The following is a 22886-nucleotide window of genomic DNA, read 5'->3' as shown; positions in this document are numbered from 1 at the left end:
CACTCAATTTATTCAACTACTTTTGATTTTAATGGAATGTCTAATCTTACAAGATCCTCATAGCTTTCACGTTGAACCACTAACTGTGCTTCTCCATTCTCTACAAACACAACTGCAGGTCTTGGAATACGATTATAATTATTAGCCATTGCGTATCCGTATGCTCCTGTACAGAACACTGCTAACATATCATCTGAACTTGCTTTTGGTAATGGTAAATCCCAAATTAGCATATCCCCAGACTCACAGCATTTTCCAGCTATTGATACAGTTTCCTCTACCGGATCCTGTACACGATTAGCTAAAACAGCCTCATATTTCGCCTGATATAATGCAGGTCTAATATTATCTGTCATGCCTCCGTCAACAGCAAGGTATTGTCGAATATTGGGAACTTCTTTTCGAGAGCCTACAGAATAGATGGTTGTCCCTGCGTCCCCTACAATCGATCTACCTGGCTCAATCCAAATTTCTGGTATATCAATGGAAAGGTCATCTGCATGTTTCTTTACTTCTCCAATGATTGCTTCTACATACTGTGAAGGTGGTAGTGGTTTATCTTCTTCAGTGTAGCGAATCCCAAATCCGCCGCCTAAATTTAATACTTTAGGTGTAAAACCGAAACGATCTTTCCATTCCTTGAGTTTACCGAACATTTTGCCTGCAGCAACCAAAAACCCTGTTGTCTCGAAAATTTGTGAACCAATGTGAGAATGAATTCCTAATAAGTTGATAGATTCTGACTGAAGAGCCAACTCAACAGCTTTGTCTGCCTGTCCATTTTCTAATCCAAATCCAAATTTTGAATCATCTTGACCAGTCGTAATATAATCATGAGTGTGTGCTTCCACTCCAGGCGTTACGCGTAATAAAATCTTTACCGTTGTTTTATTTTCGATACAAACCTGCTCTAATAGTGAAAGTTCATAATAGTTGTCAACAACAATACAACCAATCTTATTTTTTATCGCCATATCTAGTTCTTCATAGCTTTTATTATTCCCGTGGAAGTGGATTCTTTCTACTGGGAATCCTGCTTGTAACGCAGTAAATAATTCTCCGCCAGAAACGACATCTAGGGAAAGCCCTTCTTCCTCAGCGAGCTGAAACATTGCAATTGTTGAAAAGGCTTTACTTGCATACGCAACCTGTGCTGGAATACCTAATCGGTTGAATGTTTCAAAAAAACCTCTTGCGCGCTCTCTGATAAGTGCCACGTCATACACATATAAAGGTGTTCCGTATTGTTTTGCTAATTCTACTGTATCAACCCCACCAATTTCTAAGTGGTTTTTATCATTTACCTTGCTTGTTCCGTGTAGATACATCTAATTCCCCTCGTTTCTGTAAAGTACTCATCAGAGCCATTTTCGTTAAGCACACTTTCGTGCCACACCATCATTAAAGAAGAAAAGACAGCTGATATAGTCATCAGCTGTCTATCCTTCTTTAACGCTGTGCTATATGAAAAATAGATTAACACAACGTATACTATGGTGCAACTATTGTTTGAAAGGTTTTTGAGGATGTACAATACTTGGTCGTAGTTTTGCCCCAGGAACCGATGTTCGAATGAAGATTTGTAATAAAGCTTTCGCATTAAATGGTAAAAATGGCCATAAATAAGGTGTGTTAAGAGAACGAATATTAGCTAGGAACAAGACATAGATCGTACAACCTATGACGAAACCAGGTGTTTTAAAAATGGCCACAAGTATCAATAAAAACAATCTTGCTATCTTATTAGCAGCACTTAATTCATAGCTTGGTGTTGCAAATGTTCCAATCGCAGCAATCGCTACATATAGAATTACCTCTGGAACAAACAAGCCAACATCAATTGCAATTTGACCAATTAATGCAGCTGCAATTAAACCCATCGCTGTTGATAATGGGGTTGGCGTATGTATGGCCGCCATTCTTAAGAATTCAATTCCCATATCAGCAAGAAAGATTTGAACTACAATCGGTATATTTGATTTTTCATTTGGACCAATATAATCAATAGCTTTTGGAATCATGTCAGGTTCTAATACTAATAAAAACCAAAGCGGCAAAAGAAAGATTGATGCTAAAATTCCAATAAATCTTGTCCACCTTAATAATGTACCAACGGCGGGAGCTTGACGATATTCCTCAGCATGTTGCACATGATGAAACATTGTAGTTGGAGTAATAATGACACTTGGAGATGTGTCAACCATAATCACAACATGCCCTTCAAGTAAGTGAGTTGCCGCAACATCTGGACGTTCCGTATATCGAACTAATGGATATGGATTAAACCCTTGATTTACGATGAATTCTTCAATCGTCTTATCTGCCATTGTTAAACCATCGACGTTAATGCTCTTTAGTTCTTTTCGAATAATGTCCACTAAATCTGGGTCCGCTACATCTTTTATATAAGAGATACATATATCCGTTTTCGACCTTTCTCCAACTTGCATAATCTCATGGCGAAGTCTCTCATCTCTTATCCTTCTTCTCGTTAATGCACAATTGACAATAATGTTTTCCACGTAGCCATCACGTGAACCGCGAATTACTTTTTCAGTATCGGGCTCCTGTGGCGTTCTTCCTGGGTAACTTCTTACATCTACTGCTAATCCAGAGTCTTCCCCTTCGACTAAAATAAGGATGAGCCCTGAAAGTAATTGGTCTACTCCTTCATCTAAGTTCTTAATTGTACTTACCTGTTGATGTACAAGCCGGTTTTCAATTACTTGGAATGCCTGATTTACGTTCGTTTCTTTATCATTTACATTGACTAATTCCTTTAAAAGTTGAACAATAAAACTGGTATCGCAAAGTCCATTTAGATAATAGAGATGAACATCTTTCTTTAAAATTTTTATCTTTCTAACTCCGATATCAAAACTTCCCGTACCCATACCTATATGTGTTTTAAAAAAATGATCATTTTTTACAATGTCAGGAGAGATTGGAGTCTTAGTTGTGTGTGTTTCCTTTCCGATCGTAACCACTCCTTTCAAGTATTAGATCCACTGCTTTTCTTGTAATAGGGGCACCCATTTTAATATCATCCTTACGTGCCATTTTTCCAATATCTCCAATACCTACAATTATTGGAACATCCAGTTCGTCTAAACAATAAACGGTATCTCCGTTTATTCGACCAATGTCATATTCCCTTAATCCACTCTTGTCGACACCGTATTCCGTTAGATTACCGTCCCGGTCAATACTAATATCAACCTTTGCCCATTCTGTTTGATGAGTTTTCGATGCCACTGCAATAATGCCTAACACTTCAATATTCGGATGAGTTGCGACAAACTTTAATGCATGCTCGCCAGCCCCTTCACCTAAATATCCACTATCATCAAACATTACAAAAACAGGGTCATGGGAGGATTGAAGGATGTATTCCACCATTTCTTTTCCCGTTAAAGTAGTTGGGTTTCCTTGTGACTTAGAAATACACCGTCCTCCCACCTCTTTTGCAATATATTCTAATGTTTTTTGTGCATATTCATCACCATCTGTTACTAGAATTACTCTTCTTCTAGTTTCATCCATATATGCTATCCTTTCGCTCTGAAGATCAGTGCAACTAAGAAAGAGAACAAGATTGCTGAGGATATACCAGCAGAGGTCAATTCAAAAATCCCCATGGCGATTCCGATAAAACCATGCTCCTCTGCACTTTGCATGGCACCATGTAAAAGGGAATGACCAAAGCTAGTAATTGGAACAGTTGCACCAGCTCCTGCAAATCTGATTAGATTGTCGTATAAATCAAATCCATCTAAAATTGACCCAAGTACGACAAAAATACTCATTACATGAGCAGGTGTTAATTTTGCAAAATCAAGTAAGAGTTGTCCAACAATACATATTGCTCCACCGACTAAAAATGCGTATAAGTATTCCATATCTTACTCACCACCCTGTACTCGTTCCAAAACAACACCATGTGCGATTGTAGGAATTGTTTCTTTTTGCTGTATCATAGTTGGGCTAAGGAGTGCACCCGTTGCAACAATGAAAACTTTATTTAAATTTCCACTAATTAATTCTTTTACAATATGTCCATAGGTTACAATTGCAGAACAAGCACAACCACTTCCACCCGCAAAAACTTCCTGGTCTGAATGATACAACATAAGCCCACAATCATTATATTTATTACCTAAATCATAGCCTTCTTCTTTTACCATTTCCTTCAAAATAGGGCTTCCTACACCTGATAAGTCACCAGTGACAATCAAATCATATTCATCTTGAGTGATATTTAAATCCTTAAAATGTCGAGTGATGGTATCTGCAGCAGCTGGTGCCATTGCAGAACCCATATCAAATGGATTTGTTATTCCTAAATCCATGACTCTTCCAATCGTTGCAGATGTAATTCGGATTGGACCTTTCTCTTTACTTACAAGAGCAGTTCCCCCGCCGGTAGCTGTAAATGTTGCAGAATCAGGCTTTTGTCCACCATATTCGGTTGGATATCGGAATTGCCTTTCTGCTGTTGCATTATGACTGCTAGTAGATGCTAGTATACGGTTTGCAAACCCAGCATCAACTAATGCTGATCCAACAGCCAATGTCTCCATAGAAGTTGAACAAGCACCAAACATACAAATTAGAGGGATTTGGTGGTGTCTCGCTGTATAGTTTGTCGTCACGTTTTGATTTAACAAATCACCTGCTAAAAAGAAATCTATATCATCATTCGTTAAGTTCACTTTTTGCAGACAAGAATCAACAGATTCAACCATTAGTCTTCTTTCAGCTAATTCCCAGGAATCTTCACCACAATGCAATTCATCATACTTTATATCGAAACTTGTGCCTAAAGGACCTTGACCTTCCTTTGGTCCCACCGCCGTACCTGTTGAATTTAAATAGATTTGATTTTTATATACCCATGTTTGTTTTCCAACTAGCCTCATTAAAGTCCACTCCTTGCAATCATTCAAGAAATTGTGAGTTTAAAGAAGTATCGAATGATCCCCACAACATACGCAGAAACTGCTCCAAATACGATAACACTTCCTGCTAGCTTAAACATATTTGTAGCGATCCCTAATACGATACCTTCACTTTTATATTCCATTGCGGCACTCGTCATAGAATTGGCAAATCCCGTTACAGGAACTGCAGACCCCGCTCCTGCAAACTGACCAAGTTTATCATATAGACCTAAACCGGTTAGCAAGGAAGAAATTAAAATAAGGGTTGCTACAGTTGGATTTCCAACATCTTTTTCTGAAAAATGAAAGACCGTCATATAGAAATTTTGGATTCCTTGTCCGACACAGCATATCGCTCCACCTACAAGAAATGCTTTAACACAATTAATAAAATATCGTGGCTTTGGCTGGTATTTCTTAATACTATTTTTATAATCGTCTTTAATCTTTTTCTTAGTAGCCACTTATGTTCACTCCTCGCGTGCAAAAATAAGAATATGTTATTTTACATAGTAAATCCATTGGAACAAGGACCCTACAATTTTTCCGAAAACAATCGCCATCACCAATATAACGATTTTATTTTCAATCCCAATTCTCTTAGCTAATATCGGAAAAACATTTAGTACCTCCGTAAGAGCAGCTGCTAACATTCCAACGAATATCCCACTCGCTAACCCTACTGGAAGTACTATGAAATCCCATAAATGAAAGATTTGATCATTCAGAGTAAACCAGCTACCAAATACAGCACCGAACACTACACCCCATTCATAAAAACGAATGAATTTCATCGTTTTCGTTAATTGTGTAAGCCTTGGGATGATTCCTAATACTGCCAAAAAGGCAACAAAACCGCCACCAACCGCTAGTCCACTTCCTAATCCTAGAAAAATAATAAGAAGGACCTTAATTGTCATCGATGTGTTTCATGCTTTCTTTATTTTCTGTAATAATGAGATAATTATCTAAATCCTGTTGGTAATTAAACATTTCTACTTCAAGTGGACTTGGTTCTTCGTTAAGACGTTTGCGGAAGAAGTGATTAAAAAATAAAATCATCCCTAGACCTAAACCTATAGAATACGGAATTTGGAAAAGCAATGGTTTTAGATCCTCATCACCTGTAATCATGGTATAGATGCGAATATGAACCTCCCTCATTGATACATCTTCATGGAAATTCATCATGGTAAGTGCAGCCCCCACAAATAATAAAAACCAAACGGCCACAAATAGGGCAGGTGTAAACCTTCTTTTCTTTATGGCAATTTCAACGATCGTTTGTGCAGGTCCTACCGTTTGAACGTCAATTTGAGGAAATTGTCTTCTAATTTGATCGATTACCTTCATTACATCAATCACAACAATGTTTTTGTCTTTTTTACTTACTTGATGAATGACGATATTTTTAATTTCTTGCGATACTTTTTCTTCCGCACTAATCTGTACGATTTGTCCTATTCTGACTGTTGCATTGGGTTGTACCAGTACGCGATGGCGCATTCGGAGATAAATTGATTTTTCCATCACTCTCACACCCTACACATTGTTTTCCTTATATAAGTAGTATGTTAAATCTTTATCTTCTAATGCGATGAGACAGCAAACTCCAAGAATTACCACGACTTTATTGAATGAGCAAAAACAAAAAACCGAATGGATCAAACGTCCATTCGGTCTTTCATTTGCTGTAATATTTTTTTCTCTAGCCGCGATACTTGAACTTGAGATATGCCAAGCCTAGTCGCGACTTCGGATTGGGTTTGATCCTTATAATAGCGAAGGAAAACGATTAGTCTCTCACGCTCGTCTAACTCGCGAATTGCTTCTTTTAAAGCAATTTTATCAAACCATTTTGTTTCATTATTATCCGCTATTTGATCAAGTAATGTAATCGGATCACCATCATTTTCATATACAGTTTCATGAATCGATGAAGGTGCTCGACTTGCCTCTTGTGCTAAAACAACATCCTCGGGAGTAATTTCCAAGTACTCGGCTATCTCTGCAATCGTAGGAACCCTACCAAACTGCTTTGACAATTCATCCTTGGCTTTTCGGATTTTATTTCCGGTCTCCTTTAATGAACGACTCACCTTTACCGTTCCATCATCTCGTATAAAACGTTGGATTTCACCGATAATCATTGGTACAGCGTAGGTTGAAAATTTCACATCATATGATAAATCAAATTTATCAACTGACTTTAAAAGTCCAATGCAGCCTATTTGAAACAAATCATCTGGTTCATAGCCTCGATTTAAAAACCTTTGTACAACAGACCAAACTAACCTCATATTCTTCTGGACGATTAAATCACGAGCTTCCTGTCGTCCTTCTTGACTGAGTTTGATTAAATTCTTAACTTCATTATCTTTTAAATACGTTTCACTTTTGGTGTTCTTGACCTCCACATCCATTGGCAAGTCTCCTTAATTGCATAACGCTTTACTCTTTGATAAATGCTTTGTTAGCCGTAATGTTGTACCTCTAGCTGAACCTGTTTCCACATCAAACTCATCCATGAAATTTTCCATGATTGTAAAGCCCATACCCGAGCGTTCAAGTTCCGGCTTTGTTGTAAACAATGGCTGCCTTGCTTCCTCAAGATCATTAATTCCAATTCCTTCATCTCTTATGGTGATATACACAGTACTGTCTTCAATTTTGCATGAAATATAAACAATTCCGCTTGGGTCACTTTCATATCCATGAATAATTGAGTTTGTTACGGCCTCAGACACAACTGTCTTAATTTCTGTGAGTTCGTCTAAGGTTGGATCGAGTTGTGTAATAAATGCTGCTACTGCAACACGAGCAAATGATTCGTTTTGGCTTAGTGCAGAAAACTGAAGGTGCATTTCGTTTTTCATTACGCCACCCCCAATGACTGAAGCGCAAACGACTCACTACGCTCTAATCGAATGATTTTGAATAGTCCCGACATTTCAAATAAACGTTCGACCTGCGGAGAAATTGAACAAACAACCATTTCTCCACCTAAATTTTTGATTTGTTTGTATCTTCCTAAAATAACACCTAATCCTGAGCTATCCATAAAAGTAAGCTTTTCAAGATTTAATAGGATGTGATTAATTTGATTACTTTCAATCGTATCTGTTACCTTTAACCTTAATTCTTCAGCTGTATGATGGTCTAGCTCACCTGTAAGCCGAATACATAACACATTGTGTTTTACCTCAAGTTCAATACCAAGACTCACTTTACAATGCCTCCTTAAAATCGTATAGTGAGTCTTTTCGCTATTTACATGGTAGAATCCTTCTAGATGACAAAACTAGTGTTCATTCGGCAAAAAAAACGAAAAGCGCAAGCGCCTTGATCAGAAACGAGAAAACTGGAGACTCCGACTAAGAGGCGTTCTTTGCCTCTGCCGGAGGAGTTGAAGTTTCTCGAGTTTCTAGGCGCTGGAGCTAGCCATTAAGAACAAGGTAAGATTAAGGAGTTTTATTAAACGATCCCATCGTACGCTTAAATAATTTCCACCAACTAGCAGCATCAATATCTTTGTCAGCAACAAGTGGGCTTTCGCTTAGTACTTTTCCATCTTTTTTAATAACCAGTTTTCCTATTTCGTCACCTTTTTTAATCGGCGCATTCAGCTTGTCAGCTACAACCACTTCTTTTTGTACATCATCAACTTTTTCACCTTTTCTCGTTAAAAGGGAAATTGGTTCTGATGTAACAAGCTTTATCCTCTTTTCACTACCCTTACTTACCTTTGCTTCAGCAACTTCCTGATTGCGTTCATATAAAGGGTGTGTCTTGTACTGACTAAAGCCAAAGTCAAGCATTTTTGTTACTTGAGCATTACGATCCTTTGGTGTCGGAGCTCCAAAGATAACAGAGATAAGACGCATATTTTCCTTTTCAGCAGTAGCTGTTAAGCAATATTTTGCCTCTGTTGTAAAACCCGTTTTCAAGCCATCTACACCTGGATAAAATCGGACAAGGCGATTAGTATTAACAAGCCAAAATTTATTTTCAGTGTTTTGACGTAAATAATCCTCGTATTGACCCGTAAATTTGGTAATATCCTCGTATTTTAATAATTCCTTTGCCATGATTGCCATGTCGTGGGCAGAGCTATAATGATTTTCCGCAGGAAGGCCAGTTGGATTTTGAAATAATGTATTTTTAAGGCCTAATTCCTCCACCTTATTGTTCATCATTTCAACGAAAGCTTCTTCAGAACCTGCTATCTTTTCTGCCATGGCTACTGATGCATCATTTCCAGAACCGATTGCAATCCCTTTTAACATTTCTTCAACCGTCATCTCTTCGCCTGGCTCAAGGAAGATTTGTGACCCCCCCATAGATGCGGCGTGTTCACTTGTTCTAACTTTCTCAGAATAGGTGATACTACCTTTATCAAGTGCTTCCATGATTAACAGCATTGTCATGATTTTTGTCATGCTTGCAGGGGAAAGCTTTTCGTCACTATTTTTCTCGTAAAGAATCTTCCCTGTATCACGTTCAATAAGAATTGCAGATTTTGCATTATTCGCTAAATCAACAGATGATTCCTGTGCGGAAGCGAAAGGGCTAAAAGTAAAAATTATCAGTGTTGAAATTAACAGACTAAAAAATACGCGTTTCATCTCCAAACCCTCCATTCTTTATACCTTCCCATTTTTTCCAAGAAATTAAAAAATATACAAAAAATAAAAAAACCGAGGATTTTTATCCTCGGCATGCATGTGAATTCATGAAATTTTATCAATGATTAATGTTGGTGCTGTTACTGGATTTTGTGAGATCAAGATACTTTCCGAGAGTTTCTTTTTAATCTCAGCAATATCTTCAAAATTACTATGAATGGTTACCAAGCTTTCGCCTTTTGAAACTTTGTCGCCAATTTTCTTTCGGAGTACAAGCCCAACAGCCAAATCGATCGATGATTCCTTCGTTGCTCTTCCCGCACCTAAAAGCATCGCCGCTGTTCCGATAGAATCAGCAATAATCTCTGAAACATATCCTTCTGATTCAGCTTCGAATTCAAATTGGTATTTTGCTTTTGGAAGTTTATCCGGTGAATCTACGACAGATGGATCTCCCCCTTGGGAAGATAAAAAAGTTTTGAAGGATTCAAGTGCTTTCCCATTTTTAATGGATTCCTCAAGCAAACCTCTAGCTTCTTCCAGAGAGTTCGCTTTTTTTGCTAGTAACACCATCTGGCTTCCTAAAACGAGGCAAAGCTCTTGTAAATCATCAGGACCTTCCCCTTTTAGCGTATCAATCGCCTCTTTAACCTCAAGTGCATTACCAATCGCAAACCCAAGCGGTTGACTCATATCTGAAATAATCGCCATCGTATTCCGGCCAACATTATTCCCGATATCAACCATTGTTTTTGCTAATTCCTTTGCATCATCCAAATCCTTCATAAATGCGCCTGCTCCTGTTTTAACATCTAAAACAATAGCATCTGCTCCCGCTGCAATTTTCTTACTCATGATTGAGCTCGCAATCAACGGAATGCTGTTTACAGTGGCTGTAACATCCCTTAACGCATATAGCTTTTTATCTGCAGGTGTTAAATTTCCACTTTGCCCGATAACAGCTACCTTATTTTGATTGACAAGACGAATAAATTCATCATTATTAATTTCTACATGAAAGCCCGAAACTGATTCTAGTTTATCGATCGTTCCACCAGTATGTCCTAGTCCTCTTCCTGACATTTTTGCAACTGGTACCCCTACTGACGCAACGAGTGGAGCAAGCACCAACGTGGTCGTATCACCTACACCACCCGTGCTATGCTTGTCAACTTTGATCCCTTCAATTCCTGAAAGGTCAATCGTATCACCAGACTGAACCATTGCCATGGTAAAGTCAGCTTGTTCCTGCTTTGTCATTCCCTTAAAAAATACAGCCATCGTAAAAGCACTCATTTGATAATCAGGAATTTCACCATTTGTATATCCGGCAACAACAAATGAAATTTCTTCTGATTTTAATTCCTTACCATCACGTTTTTTTTCGATTAAATCCACCATTCTCATTGTTTTCACCTTTTTCTATTCTCTTCTTTAGTAGTTGAGCTAGATTTTTTTAACAATCTGTTTAACAAGTGATAAAAAGTCAGTTTTTACTTTTTCCGTTGTTTCAATTACTTCATCATGGGTTAGGGGCTGATCTAAAATGCCTGCTGCCATATTTGATATACAGGAAATCCCTAGTACCTTTAAATTTGCGTGGCGTGCAACAATCACCTCAGGAACTGTTGACATCCCAACCGCATCGCCTCCAAGTGTACGCAGCATTTTAATTTCTGCAGGCGTTTCATAAGATGGTCCCGTCATCCCAACATAGACGCCTTCCTTGATTGAGATATTCAGTTCATTAGCCACTTCTTTGGCAATTGTTCTGAGTTCTTTTGTATATGCTTCTGACATATCCGGAAATCTTGCTCCAAATCTTGAATCGTTTGGTCCAATTAATGGGTTTTGACCGAAATTCAAATGATCTGAGATAATCATTAAATCTCCTGGTTGAAACGATTCATTCACTCCACCCGCAGCATTCGTAACAACTAGAGTTGTGACACCTAGCTCTTTCATAACGCGAACAGGGAATGTGACTTTATCTAGACTATAGCCTTCGTAAAAGTGAAAACGTCCCTGCATGGTAACAACTGATTTTCCTTGTAATGTACCAAATACGAGTTGACCGGCATGACCCTCAACAGTAGACACTGGAAACTCTGGAATTTGGTCATATGGCACTTTTATTGGATTTTCAATTTCATCCGCCAAAACACCAAGTCCTGAACCTAGTATCAACCCAATTTCAGGTGTAGTAGGGCTTTTCTCTTTTAAAAATTGTACTGATTTATCAATAAAAACATTCTTATCCATTCTTAGTTTCCTCCATTAATTTCTGCTAGAAAGCTTTTTCCATGTTTAGGTGGTGTTACATTAAAATTATCTGCTACAGTTGCTCCAACATCCGCAAACGTTGAACGTAATGGTAATTCCTCTCCGCGATCCATTTTTTTGTTGTACACCAATAATGGCACATATTCTCGTGTATGATCTGTTCCAGAATGAACCGGGTCGTTTCCATGGTCTGCTGTGATAATCAATAAATCATCATCCGTAAGTTTTTCAAATACTTCAGGTAAACGAGCATCATACTCCTCCAAGGCTTTTCCATAGCCTATAGGATCCCTGCGATGTCCAAACAATGCATCAAAATCAACCAAATTTAAAAAGCTCAAGCCTGTAAAATCCATATCAAGTGTTTCGACTAATTTATCCATTCCATCCATATTTGACTTTGTTCGCAGTGATTGAGTAACTCCTTCACCATCATAAATATCTGATATTTTTCCGATTGCAATCACATCTAGCCCACTATCACTTAACTCATTCATTACAGTTCGTTCAAATGGCTTTAAGGCATAATCATGACGGTTTGATGTTCTCGTGAAATTACCAGGTTCCCCGACGAATGGACGAGCAATAATACGTCCCACCATATATTTTTCATCTAGGGTTAATTCACGTGCAATTTCACAAATTTTATAAAGCTCATCTATAGGTACAATTTCTTCATGTGCTGCAATTTGTAAAACTGAATCTGCGGAAGTATAGATAATTAATTTCCCTGTCTTCATATGTTCTTCACCAAGCTCATCAAGAATTTCAGTACCTGATGCTGGTTTATTCCCTAAAATTCCTCGTCCAGTACGTTTTTCAATTTCATCTAATAATTCTTTCGGAAACCCTTCAGGGAAAACCTTAAATGGTGTTTCGATATGTAAACCCATGATTTCCCAATGTCCAGTCATTGTATCTTTTCCATTTGATGCCTCTTGCATTTTCGTATAGTAAGCAAGTGGCTTGTCTTGTACAGGTATTCCCTTTATTTCTCTGATATTACTTAGGCCAAGCTTCGCCATGTTCGGCATATGTAAACCATCCATTTTTTCCGCAATATGTCCAAATGTATCTGAACCTTCATCACCAAATTTTTTTGCATCCGGCGCTTCTCCAATTCCAACAGAGTCCATGACAATTAGAAAAATTCGCTTATATGTATAACCAGACATGTAAATCCCTCCCAAATATATTCTATACTTATGCTGTATTTTCCCCTTCTAGCTTCAAGTTACTCATTATTTCATACATATACACTCGTCAGAAGTCTGACATCTCAAAGTATACGTGTGAGAGTATGTATTTTCAAGTAGATTATGAGTGTAATTGTCAAATTGATAACATTATTATAACAAAAAAAGCTAGACAATTTGTCTAGCAATCTACTAAGCACGTGGATGATACGTTTTATAAACATCTTTAAGACGCGTTTTAGTAACATGTGTATATATTTGCGTAGTTGAAATATCTGCATGTCCGAGCATTTCTTGCACAGCACGTAGGTCTGCTCCATTTTCCAAAAGATGAGTCGCAAATGAGTGGCGAAGGGTATGTGGTGTAAGTTCTTTTTCAATTTGAGCCTCTTTAGCAATTTTCTTTAAATTTTTCCAGAAGCCTTGTCTTGTCAAGCGATTACCATGATGATTTACAAAAAAAGCGTCGTTTTTTTTTCGTTTCACTAGTTGAGCGCGACCATTATCTAAATAAGCTTGTAATGCCTTTGTTGCAACACTTCCAAGTGGGACAATTCGCTCCTTATTCCCTTTCCCAAGACATCTAATGAAACCCATCGATAAGTGGATATCGGCTAGATTTAAGTTTATGAGTTCACTAACCCGAAGGCCTGTTGCGTATAAGAGCTCGAGCATCGCCTTATCACGGATACCAAGTGGGTTGTCCAATTTGGGTGCATCCAACAATGCCTCTACTTCAGAGATATTTAATACCTTTGGCAATTTGCGTTCTGCTTGTGGGGTTTCAATCTGTTCAGTAGGATCATGGTCGGTTATTTTATCACGAAATAAAAACTTATGAAATGACCGAATCGACGCAATATGTCTAGCCAATGTTCTTGATGAATTCCCTTGTTCCTTTAAATGCTTCAAAAAATGAATAACGTGAAGACGGTTTACATCATTAAAGGCAGTAATATTTTCAACTTTGGTTACATACTGATAGTACTTTTTTAAATCTCGCTCATAGGATTTTACTGTATTTGTTGCAAGTCTTCTTTCGACAACTAAATAATGCAAATAATCCTTTAGTTGATCTTCCACTGGTCTCTACTCCCCATTTCGGTAAAAAAACAGTAATCTGTCTAATAGGCCTTCCTCTTTTTCTTCAATCATTGAGGTTGCCTTCACTGAGGAACCTTCTGGCTCATCATATTTGTGATAATTTTGATATTCCTCATTAACCCATATAATACCATAATAAAAAAGAATTGTGCATCCAGTAAACAATACAAAAACCTTTAACGTATCATATACAACACGAAACCATTGTCTCATCTAGTAATCCTCCAATAATACATTTGTTAATACATTTGTCTATTAGAAGATATGCCAATTTTACCTGGTTTTATACACGCTTATCCCATTTTTTCTAATTTCTTTTACATCCTAGTAAGTTATGAAAATAAAAAAACCCCTCTCCTCTAAAGGAAAAGGGTACTTTATTCGAGATTATCAGTTTCTTCTTTCGTTTCTTTATCATGACAACGATGACAAATTCCATGGAAAGTTAAACGATGGTCCTTAATGATAAAGTTCCAGTTCTTTTCAACAATTTCTTCTACGTTCTCTAGTAAATCCTCTTGAATTTCGTCAACAGCACCACATTCGATACATACGAGGTGATGATGGAAATGTGCTGCTCCTTCTTGGCGAAGGTCGTATCTAGATACACCATCTCCGAAATTTATTTTATCAACGATTTTTAATTCGGTAAGTAATTCGAGTGTGCGATAAACAGTTGCTAAGCCGATTTCTGGCGACTTTTCTTTTACAAGGAGGTAAACGTCTTCGGCACTTAAATGATCTTCTTCATGTTCAAGCAGTACCCGAACGGTCGCCTCACGCTGTGGTGTAAGCTTATAGCTAGACGAATGCAACTGTTTTTTAATTCGATCAATCCGATTTTCCATGTAAAACTGCCCCTCCCTCGCCGTTACTTCATTATTATACCAGAAGAAGGGTCACTGTCCAAATAAAATAATTACAAATAACAAAGAACAATTATTTTCATTTAATAATTATTCTTATTTATTTATCACATCTATTACCTCTTTCATGAGTACGGGTGAAGCAAATGCCTCAACAGCTGATGCAATTAGAATGACAAAACTGACGGCGACCATCAAGATGGAATATCGTGTAAGTAATTGTAAAATCGGTTCGTTCATTCGTTTCATAAATTGCTGGCGAATCATCTTTAATGAGAATGAGACGGCAATTGTTCCTACTATAATAAATGTTGGGATGATTAATAAGTTTTGTGGTAGTACGGCAACAAATGATAAGAGAAATCCGCTCCAATCCATTTGATTGACGAGAAAGCCTACTGTAAACCCAACGACTACCCCTTTTAAGAATAAAAGAATAAGGATAATTGGTAGCCCGATGATGGAGATTCCTAGTATCCACATAAGTCCCACATATTTCAGATTATGAAGGAAGCTTTGTTTGAACATATCACCTGAATTGGCATAGGTTCCTTCAGATACTTCTCCAAAAAATCGGCTTAAGTAGAAAAAGAGATCTTCTTTCTGACTGAAATTTAGGCTATTAACAACAATTGCTCCAAAGATGACACCCATTAGGAATAGTACAGAAATAAATAAATATATGGATGAATGTTCCCGAAAATGGCTAGCTACAATTTTTTTATAGGGCTGTTGCTTTCTCATCTATCGTTCCTCCTATCAATCTTCTACTAGATTCTATGAGGAAAAATAGACTTCTATGACAACTTGCCAAAAGTATTTCTAGTAAATCGAAAATTTATTATTGAAAAAAAGAGACTCCTTTTTAGGAGTCAACTTTTCCATATTTCCCGCCTCCGCCTGATTTTAGACGAAGTTTTCCTTCTCTAGCTTGAATGATAATATCAACAATCGGACCTTTGACGGCACGTCTAAGTTCTTCTTCGGGAACCTCGTGAAGGATCGCCATCTCTGTTTTAAAGTAATCTCTAAGTTTTTGTAAGGTTTTCGGTCCTAACCCAGGAATAAATTCGAGCGGAACCTGGTGTACATATGGAGGTCGATTTGGATTTGATTCATCAGTGTTTTTTAACTCCTGAAGCCTATCAAACACTCCTTTGACAAATCCTTTATGCCCACAGCTAGGACAAACCTCTGCTGTTACATCCTCAATTATGGTTAAACATTTATCACATGTTGTTTTATGGTATTTCCCTAATAAAGGATCTAACCCATAATTCGCCACAACTTCCCTTCCATCTTGTTGATGGAGTGCAAGCCTTAGTTCTTCAAAAGTAGGCTCCTTCATTTTCATAATCTGATATTCTCTAGCAATCTTCGGTAACGAATGAGCATCTGAATTAGAGACAAAAGTGAATTGATGCAATTCTTTTATTTGGTCAGCCATATCCGTATTCGAGCTCAATCCAAGTTCGATTCCATCAATTAAAGTCTCATCAAATACTTCAGTTAACGATTGTTTCACTCCTCGACCATACGTACTTTTATAAGGGGTGAATACATGTGCAGGAATAAATATTCCAGTTAACTCCTTAACCTTACTTTGCAGTTCTCTAGCTCCTACATATATTCTTTGCGAGCTTAAGGTTATGTTTTTCATTCGTTGGGATAGCCAAATCGAAAATTCTTTCATTTTTTCAATCGTTGGCATAAAAGCGAGAACATGGATGGGTCCTTTACAGTTCTCATCATAGATTTCAAGCTCACTTCCCAAAATGAGGGTAACATTCTTAAAGCGCAGTCCGCCTTCCTCATAGGGATATACTTCTCCACTATCAATTAAAGTTTCAAGCTCCCCAATGACCTCTGGAACATGGCAGTCAATTACACCTATCATGTCCATTCCTTTGATTTCGGTGGATTCATGAAGAATATTTCCAATTGTAAGTGATTTAGCACCCGTGATTTTTACGGGTCTACCCGAATTCGTTCTCCCAATATGGATATGGAGATCTACAAAATAATTGTTCATCTTTAGCTTATTCCCCTATTGCTTTCTGTAATTGGAGGTACTGTACTGCATAAGCTGTTTTAGCATCGTAGATTTTCTTCTCTCTTAAAAGTTCAAGTGCTTCATCCAATGAGACCTCAAGGACATCGACAAATTCATCTTCATCCAAGCTTGCTGGATTTTCAATTTTCTTTAAGTCTTTTGCAATAAAAAGATGGACCAATTCATCAGCAAACCCTGGTGAAGTATAGAAAGAAATCAGAGGTGTCAATGTTTCACAATCATAACCTGTTTCTTCTTCTAATTCTCTTTTTGCAGTAACTTCAGGTGCTTCGCCTTTTTCAAGCTTTCCAGCAGGAATTTCAACAATTACCTTATCGAGTGCTTTACGATACTGCTGTACCATCACAATCTTGTTTTCATCCGTTAATGCAAGAATCGCTACAGCACCAGGATGTTTGATTAGCTCTCTTCTACTTGTATGTCCATTAGGCAACTCTACCTCTTCTATATGTAAATCAATAACCTTTCCTTCAAATAGCACTTCCCTCTTTATTGTCTTTTCTAGTAAGTGATCCATTTCGCCAGCTCCTTGTTCTACTAAATCATACTACTTCATACATTTTAGCATAGTTCTTTTCTTAATTTAAAAGTTCATAGGGGGTTGCTATGAAAATTGTGATTGGTGAAAATCGGGTAGCTCTAGTAGGAAAGGCTTGGGAAATTCGGGAAAAACTTAAGGAATACAGCCGTTCCTACCGAACAGTTCAGGAGTGGATTGATCAAGGAAAAGGAAAGCAAGAAAAAAAATGATCCCACTATACCTCCCCTTCATATCATTTGTGGTTCTGTAATGAAAAGGATAAGATATGACTAGATGCTAGAAGGAAACTAAATGTTGGAGGGGAAAGTATGGAAAAAAGAAGAATTGGCGCTTCCGATTTATATGTGAGTAAAATCGGTCTAGGCTGTATGTCTGTTGGAACAGAGGAAAAAAAGGCACTACATATGATTGATTCCGCCTTAGATATGGGAATCAACTATTTGGACACCGCTGATTTATACGATCAAGGGCTAAATGAGGAATTTGTTGGCAAAGCCATAAAACAGAAAAGAAATGATATCATACTTGCCACTAAAGTGGGAAACCGATTTGAGAAGGGAAAAAAGGGATGGTCCTGGGACCCTTCAAAAAAATACATAAAATCTGCTGTAAAGGATAGCTTGCGACGCTTGCAAACAGATTATATCGATCTCTACCAGCTCCATGGGGGAACAATGGAAGATCCTATCGATGAGACCATTGAAGCGTTCGAAGAATTAACACAAGAAGGTGTCATACGTTATTATGGAATCTCTTCAATTCGTCCAAATGTGATACGAGAATTTGTAACGAAATCATCCATTGTAAGTGTAATGATGCAATATAGTATTCTTGACCGTCGGCCAGAAGAGCAAATACTTTCCTATCTAAATGATCATCAAATTAGTGTAGTAGCTCGTGGTCCAGTAGCTAAAGGGTTACTTACCAATCGTCCAGTGGATAATGCGAGTCAAAGTATGAAACAAAATGGATATCTTGATTATGCTTTTGAAGAGCTTGAAACTGCAATTTCAGGATTAAAGGGTGTAGCAGGTAATCGTTCCTTAACAGAAATTGCATTGCAATATTGCTTGTTTGACGATACTGTTGCTTCAGTTGTGACAGGTGCGAGCTCCCTTGAACAAATCAAAAATAATGTTGCAGCAGCTAATTCAACACCTCTTACAGATGATCAGGTTCAGAAAATTAAAGACCTTACAAAGGCATCCATTTACGAACAACATAGATAAATGAATACCCCCACAGGTCCGGTGGGGGTATTATTATTTATAATCTGACCATTTAAGGCTACTTTCTTCCAATAGTTCCTCAAATGATTTATTCTTTTCTCGCTGTCTGCGCTCTTCTCTTTGTCTTTCAAGCGCCTCTTCTTGTTTCTTTTTCTCTTCTTCCTTTAACTGCTGTTGAGTATTTTTTAGTTTAGAAACTATATCCTCATTGAGTAAATCTCCCAGACTTAGCTTTTCATCTTTTTGCTTTTTAGCAGATGGCTTTTGCTTCTTTTTAGCCATAATCTTCCCTCCATACGTCAACCATTTCTCAATTATTATACCATAAAAAGGCGAATAACCGCTCGGTGGTTATTCGCCAATATGTCTACATTAGTACGCGTTTAGGATAACATTATCACTAACAAGAAGATCAGGCTCTGTAGAAGACTTTATATCTTCAACAGAAAATCCTTTAGCTACCTCTACTAATTTTAAACCATTTTCAGTTACATCGAGTACGGCACGATCTGTAATAATCCGATTTACAACTCCTTTACCAGTTAAAGGAAGTGTACATGTTTTAAGGATTTTCGCTTCACCTTTTTTATTCACATGGTCCATGATACCAATGATTTTCTGAGCCCCATGAACGAGATCCATTGCTCCGCCCATTCCCTTAATCATTTTTCCCGGAATCATCCAATTTGCGAGGTCCCCTGTCTCTGAAACCTCCATTCCGCCGAGAATGGCAATATTAATATGCCCCCCGCGAATCATCGCAAATGATTCTGCACTGTCAAAGTAAGCTGCACCAGGAATAGCGGTGACGGTTTCTTTTCCGGCATTAATTAAATCAGGGTCTACATTTTCTTCGGTTGGATATGGACCAATTCCGAGTAACCCATTCTCTGATTGGAGAACGACCTGTTTATTTGAAGAAATATAGTTTGCAACAAGAGTTGGCATGCCGATTCCAAGATTTACATAAAAGCCATTTTCAATTTCCTTTTCAGCCCTCTTCGCAATCTTTTCTCGAGTATTTGTCATCGCCTTCTCCCCCCTTATTTAGATAATGTCAATCGTTCAATTCGCTTCTTTTGTTCACCAACAATAATTCCCTGGACATAGATACTTGGTGTATGAATTCTATTTGGGTCAAGCTCACCAATCTCATAGAGCTCTTCAACCTCAGCGATTGTAACCTTACCTGCAGCAGCCATCATTGGGTTAAAATTTCGAGCTGTCTTGTTATAAATCAAATTCCCCATTTTATCTGCCTTTTCTGCACGGACCAGGCTGAAGTCAGCTATGAATGCCTCTTCTAATACATATTCTTTTCCATTAAATACTCGGGTTTCCTTTCCATCAGCAATAGGTGTTCCTACTCCTGCAGGTGTATAAAATGCAGGAATCCCCGCTCCACCAGCTCGTATCTTTTCAGCCAGTGTTCCCTGTGGGACAAGTTCAACCGCAAGTTCTCCCGATAATGCCTGTCGTTCGAATTCTTTGTTTTCACCAACATATGAACCTATCATTTTTGAAATCTGTTTGTTTTGTAAAAGCAGACCAAGACCCCAATCATCAACGCCGCAGTTATTTGAAATTACAGTTAAGTCCTTAACCCCTGACTCGGCCAATGCTAAAATTAAATTTTCTGGGATCCCACATAAGCCAAATCCGCCAACCATAATCGTGGAACCGTCCTTGATTTGCTCTACAGCTTCCTGAAACGAGGAATATATTGGTTTCATTTGTACACCCCACTATTCGATATTTTCAACAATTGTTGCAACACCTTGACCGCCGCCAATACATAGGGTCGCTAATCCGTAGCGCTCATTACGACGCTTTAGTTCATGAATTAGAGTGACAAGAATTCTCGCACCACTAGCACCGATTGGATGCCCAAGAGCAATCGCTCCCCCATTTACATTTAAAATATCATGGTTAAAATGAAGTTCGCGGTCAACTGCAATTGACTGAGCAGCAAACGCTTCATTTGCCTCAATTAAATTCATATCACTAACACTTAATCTAGCTTTTGCCATCGCCTTTTTCACCGCAGCAACTGGACCGATCCCCATTATACTTGGGTCAACACCAGCATTTCCGTTTGCTTTAATGGTGACTAATCCTTTAATGCCAAGCTCCATCGCTTTCTTCTTACTCATGATAACGAATGCGGCCGCTCCGTCGTTTATTCCTGATGCATTCCCAGCTGTTACAGAACCGTCCTTTTTGAATGCTGGACGTAAGTTCCCTAATTTTTCAACAGTAGTACCTGCTTTAGGGTATTCATCTGTATCAAAGACAATGCTTTCTTTTTTACGTTGTGGAATTTCTAAAGGCACAATTTCGTCTTTAAATTTCCCTGCCTCAATTGCCGCAACTGCTCTTTCCTGGCTCCTTGCTGAGAAACGATCCTGTTCTTCTCTTGTAATCTCATATTTATCGCATAAATTTTCTGCCGTAATTCCCATATGATAATCATTAAACGCGCACCATAACCCATCAGAAACCATGCTATCAATCATTTTTTGGTCGCCCATTTTAAATCCATTTCGTGCTCCCTTTAAAAGATAAGGAGCCTGACTCATATTCTCCATTCCACCAGCCACAATCACATCCGCATCACCCGCTATGATCGCCTGTGTCGCTAAGTGCACAGCTTTTAATCCCGAACCACAAACCTTGTTAATTGTCATGGCAGGTGTTTCCTGTAGTAATCCAGCTTTTATAGCAGCCTGCCTTGCTGGATTTTGTCCTACTCCAGCCTGCAGAACATTCCCCATAATGACTTCATCTACAAGCTTTGAATCCACACCTACCTTTTCCAATGCTCCTTTAATCACGACAGCACCTAGGTCTGGGGCTGAAACAGATTGCAAACTCCCTCCAAAACTACCAATCGCCGTTCTGACAGCGCTTACAATCACAACTTCATTATTCATTTCAACATCTCCCTTTACTATTACGTATTATGTATTCATTACCATATATATTTCTTGATTTTTTTCGAAATACCTCTTATTTTGTCTAATTTCCTATAATTCTTGCTTTTCACGAAATGCCTCTAATAGAATAAGAGTAAAAGTAATAACAAGGCATTTTGCTGGAGGGTTGTAGATGCAATTACCTGAGCAAGTCACGATTATTGAAGTAGGACCAAGAGATGGGCTGCAAAACGAAAAAAGCTTAATACCAACCGAAGTAAAAATTGATTTTATTCATAAACTAAAACTTGCTGGCCTGCAAGAAATGGAGCTTACCTCATTTGTCTCACCAAAATGGGTTCCACAAATGAAGGATGCAAAAGAAATTATTACATCATGCTTAGACAGTACTCGAAATATTGTGCTCGCGCCAAATCGCAAAGGTATTGAAAGACTATACGATACAAAGTGTAAAGCAGTAGCTGTTTTTGTTGGTGTTAGCGAAAGCTTCAATAAGAAAAATATCAATAAAACAACATCTGAGAGTATGGAGGAACTAAAACCTCTAATTCAGGAATTAAAATCAAAGGGTTATTTTGTTCGTGCCTGTATATCGACCGCCTTTTATTGTCCGTATGAAGGAAAGGTGGATGAAGAAGCCGTTTTAAAGCTATGCTCTACCTTTGTTCAATATGGGGTTGATGAATTAAGTGTTGCTGACACGATAGGAAAAGCAACTCCAAAAGATGTTTTTTCTCTTTTTTCAAAGCTAAAAAAAGAGCTATCAAATACACTTTTAACTGCTCATTTCCATGATACCCGCGGGATGGCACTTGCAAATGTGTTAGCTGCTCTCCAAGCCGGAGTGAATCGGTTTGACACATCAGCAGGTGGATTAGGTGGATGCCCGTTTGCACCCGGGGCGACTGGCAATGTTGCTACTGAAGATGTTGTGTATATGCTTGAAGAGATGGGGATACAAACTGGCATTGAACTTTCAAAACTTGTAAAGGCTGTTGGTGTCATTAAACCCTATCTTACCCGACCTATTGAAAGTAAATATTACAGGTTACAATCTGCTAACCAGGAATAATTTATTTGAAAACTCCACAA

At 38.1% G+C, this 22886-nt stretch carries 28 protein-coding genes; 3 read left to right on the top strand and 25 right to left on the bottom strand.

From position 1 onward, the window contains the following. Positions 1-8 precede the first annotated feature (8 nt). The 21 genes from lysA to ACFSFW_RS00910 all read right to left on the bottom strand — a co-directional run bounded on the left by lysA (position 9) and on the right by ACFSFW_RS00910 (position 17605). A complete protein-coding gene (gene lysA / locus ACFSFW_RS01010) occupies positions 9-1328 on the bottom strand; it encodes a diaminopimelate decarboxylase (protein ID WP_304218271.1) in 1320 nt (439 codons plus the stop codon). A 174-nt stretch (positions 1329-1502) separates the two neighbouring features. Beyond that, positions 1503-2894: a spore germination protein gene (locus ACFSFW_RS01005; RefSeq protein ID WP_304218273.1), complete on the bottom strand. Its 1392-nt coding sequence runs from the start codon at positions 2892-2894 to the stop codon at positions 1503-1505. A gap of 58 nt (positions 2895-2952) precedes the next feature. Beyond that, positions 2953-3543 (bottom strand): stage V sporulation protein SpoVABEA, encoded by a 591-nt coding sequence (gene spoVAEA / locus ACFSFW_RS01000; RefSeq protein ID WP_304218275.1) that lies wholly within the window; start codon positions 3541-3543, stop codon positions 2953-2955. Positions 3544-3548: 5 nt separating this feature from the next. After that, positions 3549-3899, bottom strand: coding sequence for a stage V sporulation protein AE (spoVAE, locus tag ACFSFW_RS00995; protein WP_099351758.1), 351 nt, complete (start codon positions 3897-3899; stop codon positions 3549-3551). Positions 3900-3902: 3 nt separating this feature from the next. Further along, complete coding sequence (gene spoVAD, locus ACFSFW_RS00990; protein WP_304218277.1) at positions 3903-4919, bottom strand: stage V sporulation protein AD; 1017 nt, start codon at positions 4917-4919, stop codon at positions 3903-3905. 23 nt (positions 4920-4942) lie between these two features. Continuing rightward, on the bottom strand, positions 4943-5404 hold the full coding sequence (spoVAC, locus tag ACFSFW_RS00985) for a stage V sporulation protein AC (protein WP_304218280.1): 462 nt from the start codon (positions 5402-5404) through the stop codon (positions 4943-4945). Positions 5405-5440: 36 nt separating this feature from the next. Next, positions 5441-5860, bottom strand: coding sequence for a stage V sporulation protein AB (locus tag ACFSFW_RS00980; protein WP_304218282.1), 420 nt, complete (start codon positions 5858-5860; stop codon positions 5441-5443). Next, a complete protein-coding gene (locus tag ACFSFW_RS00975) occupies positions 5850-6470 on the bottom strand; it encodes a stage V sporulation protein AA (RefSeq protein WP_304218284.1) in 621 nt (206 codons plus the stop codon). The genes ACFSFW_RS00980 and ACFSFW_RS00975 overlap by 11 nt, the downstream gene beginning before the upstream one ends. 134 nt (positions 6471-6604) lie before the next feature. After that, a complete protein-coding gene (gene sigF, locus ACFSFW_RS00970; RefSeq protein WP_099351763.1) occupies positions 6605-7363 on the bottom strand; it encodes an RNA polymerase sporulation sigma factor SigF in 759 nt (252 codons plus the stop codon). Between the two features lie 12 nt (positions 7364-7375). Next, entirely contained in the window at positions 7376-7816 is a 441-nt protein-coding gene (spoIIAB, locus tag ACFSFW_RS00965) for an anti-sigma F factor (protein WP_099360594.1), read from the bottom strand. Beyond that, complete coding sequence (spoIIAA, locus tag ACFSFW_RS00960) at positions 7816-8166, bottom strand: anti-sigma F factor antagonist (RefSeq protein ID WP_099360595.1); 351 nt, start codon at positions 8164-8166, stop codon at positions 7816-7818. The genes spoIIAB and spoIIAA overlap by 1 nt, the downstream gene beginning before the upstream one ends. A 235-nt stretch (positions 8167-8401) precedes the next feature. Beyond that, complete coding sequence (locus ACFSFW_RS00955; RefSeq protein ID WP_304218288.1) at positions 8402-9565, bottom strand: D-alanyl-D-alanine carboxypeptidase family protein; 1164 nt, start codon at positions 9563-9565, stop codon at positions 8402-8404. A 105-nt stretch (positions 9566-9670) separates the two neighbouring features. Beyond that, a complete protein-coding gene (locus ACFSFW_RS00950) occupies positions 9671-10972 on the bottom strand; it encodes a pyrimidine-nucleoside phosphorylase (protein WP_304218291.1) in 1302 nt (433 codons plus the stop codon). A gap of 39 nt (positions 10973-11011) precedes the next feature. Beyond that, positions 11012-11827: a purine-nucleoside phosphorylase gene (locus ACFSFW_RS00945; protein WP_388034530.1), complete on the bottom strand. Its 816-nt coding sequence runs from the start codon at positions 11825-11827 to the stop codon at positions 11012-11014. 2 nt (positions 11828-11829) lie between these two features. Further along, positions 11830-13023, bottom strand: coding sequence for a phosphopentomutase (gene deoB, locus ACFSFW_RS00940; RefSeq protein ID WP_304218296.1), 1194 nt, complete (start codon positions 13021-13023; stop codon positions 11830-11832). A 213-nt stretch (positions 13024-13236) separates the two neighbouring features. After that, positions 13237-14127, bottom strand: a complete 891-nt coding sequence (gene xerD / locus ACFSFW_RS00935; RefSeq protein WP_304218299.1) for a site-specific tyrosine recombinase XerD — start codon at positions 14125-14127, stop codon at positions 13237-13239. A gap of 6 nt (positions 14128-14133) precedes the next feature. Further along, positions 14134-14361: a YqzK family protein gene (locus ACFSFW_RS00930; RefSeq protein ID WP_304218302.1), complete on the bottom strand. Its 228-nt coding sequence runs from the start codon at positions 14359-14361 to the stop codon at positions 14134-14136. 164 nt (positions 14362-14525) lie between these two features. Beyond that, entirely contained in the window at positions 14526-14996 is a 471-nt protein-coding gene (gene fur / locus ACFSFW_RS00925; RefSeq protein WP_099360602.1) for a ferric iron uptake transcriptional regulator, read from the bottom strand. 114 nt (positions 14997-15110) lie between these two features. Next, positions 15111-15758 carry a stage II sporulation protein M gene (spoIIM, locus tag ACFSFW_RS00920; protein WP_099360603.1) on the bottom strand — a complete coding sequence of 216 codons (648 nt, stop codon included), beginning with the start codon at positions 15756-15758 and terminating at the stop codon, positions 15111-15113. A gap of 121 nt (positions 15759-15879) precedes the next feature. Continuing rightward, complete coding sequence (locus ACFSFW_RS00915; protein ID WP_388034526.1) at positions 15880-17046, bottom strand: endonuclease Q family protein; 1167 nt, start codon at positions 17044-17046, stop codon at positions 15880-15882. A gap of 7 nt (positions 17047-17053) precedes the next feature. Further along, the gene (locus ACFSFW_RS00910; RefSeq protein ID WP_388034524.1) at positions 17054-17605 is read right to left on the bottom strand and encodes an NUDIX hydrolase; all 552 of its coding nucleotides are present in this window, start codon (positions 17603-17605) and stop codon (positions 17054-17056) included. A gap of 89 nt (positions 17606-17694) precedes the next feature. Here ACFSFW_RS00910 and mciZ point away from each other — a divergent pair, with 89 nt between their 5' ends. Together mciZ and ACFSFW_RS00900 are read left to right on the top strand one after the other, a co-directional pair. Beyond that, the gene (gene mciZ, locus ACFSFW_RS00905) at positions 17695-17838 is read left to right on the top strand and encodes a Z-ring formation inhibitor MciZ (protein WP_388034522.1); all 144 of its coding nucleotides are present in this window, start codon (positions 17695-17697) and stop codon (positions 17836-17838) included. A gap of 99 nt (positions 17839-17937) precedes the next feature. After that, positions 17938-18858 (top strand): aldo/keto reductase, encoded by a 921-nt coding sequence (locus ACFSFW_RS00900; protein ID WP_388034520.1) that lies wholly within the window; start codon positions 17938-17940, stop codon positions 18856-18858. A 33-nt stretch (positions 18859-18891) separates the two neighbouring features. Here ACFSFW_RS00900 and ACFSFW_RS00895 read toward each other — a convergent pair whose 3' ends face one another. The 4 genes from ACFSFW_RS00895 to ACFSFW_RS00880 all read right to left on the bottom strand — a co-directional run bounded on the left by ACFSFW_RS00895 (position 18892) and on the right by ACFSFW_RS00880 (position 21791). Further along, positions 18892-19140, bottom strand: a complete 249-nt coding sequence (locus ACFSFW_RS00895; RefSeq protein ID WP_304218318.1) for a YqkE family protein — start codon at positions 19138-19140, stop codon at positions 18892-18894. A gap of 90 nt (positions 19141-19230) precedes the next feature. Continuing rightward, a complete protein-coding gene (locus tag ACFSFW_RS00890; protein ID WP_388034518.1) occupies positions 19231-19887 on the bottom strand; it encodes a 3-oxoacid CoA-transferase subunit B in 657 nt (218 codons plus the stop codon). A 14-nt stretch (positions 19888-19901) separates the two neighbouring features. After that, the gene (locus ACFSFW_RS00885) at positions 19902-20591 is read right to left on the bottom strand and encodes a CoA transferase subunit A (RefSeq protein ID WP_388034516.1); all 690 of its coding nucleotides are present in this window, start codon (positions 20589-20591) and stop codon (positions 19902-19904) included. A gap of 12 nt (positions 20592-20603) precedes the next feature. Next, a complete protein-coding gene (locus tag ACFSFW_RS00880) occupies positions 20604-21791 on the bottom strand; it encodes an acetyl-CoA C-acetyltransferase (protein WP_388034514.1) in 1188 nt (395 codons plus the stop codon). Positions 21792-21966: 175 nt separating this feature from the next. Between ACFSFW_RS00880 and ACFSFW_RS00875 the strand changes: the two genes are divergently transcribed. Continuing rightward, positions 21967-22866, top strand: a complete 900-nt coding sequence (locus ACFSFW_RS00875; protein ID WP_388034512.1) for a hydroxymethylglutaryl-CoA lyase — start codon at positions 21967-21969, stop codon at positions 22864-22866. The last annotated feature ends 20 nt before the right edge of the window (positions 22867-22886 follow it).

The sequence above is a fragment of the Ferdinandcohnia salidurans genome (genome assembly GCF_042680725.1).
Classification (GTDB): Bacteria; Bacillota; Bacilli; order Bacillales; family Bacillaceae_L; genus Ferdinandcohnia; species Ferdinandcohnia salidurans.
Note: the sequence above shows the minus strand (reverse complement) of the source record. Positions and strands in the feature narration are given on the sequence as shown.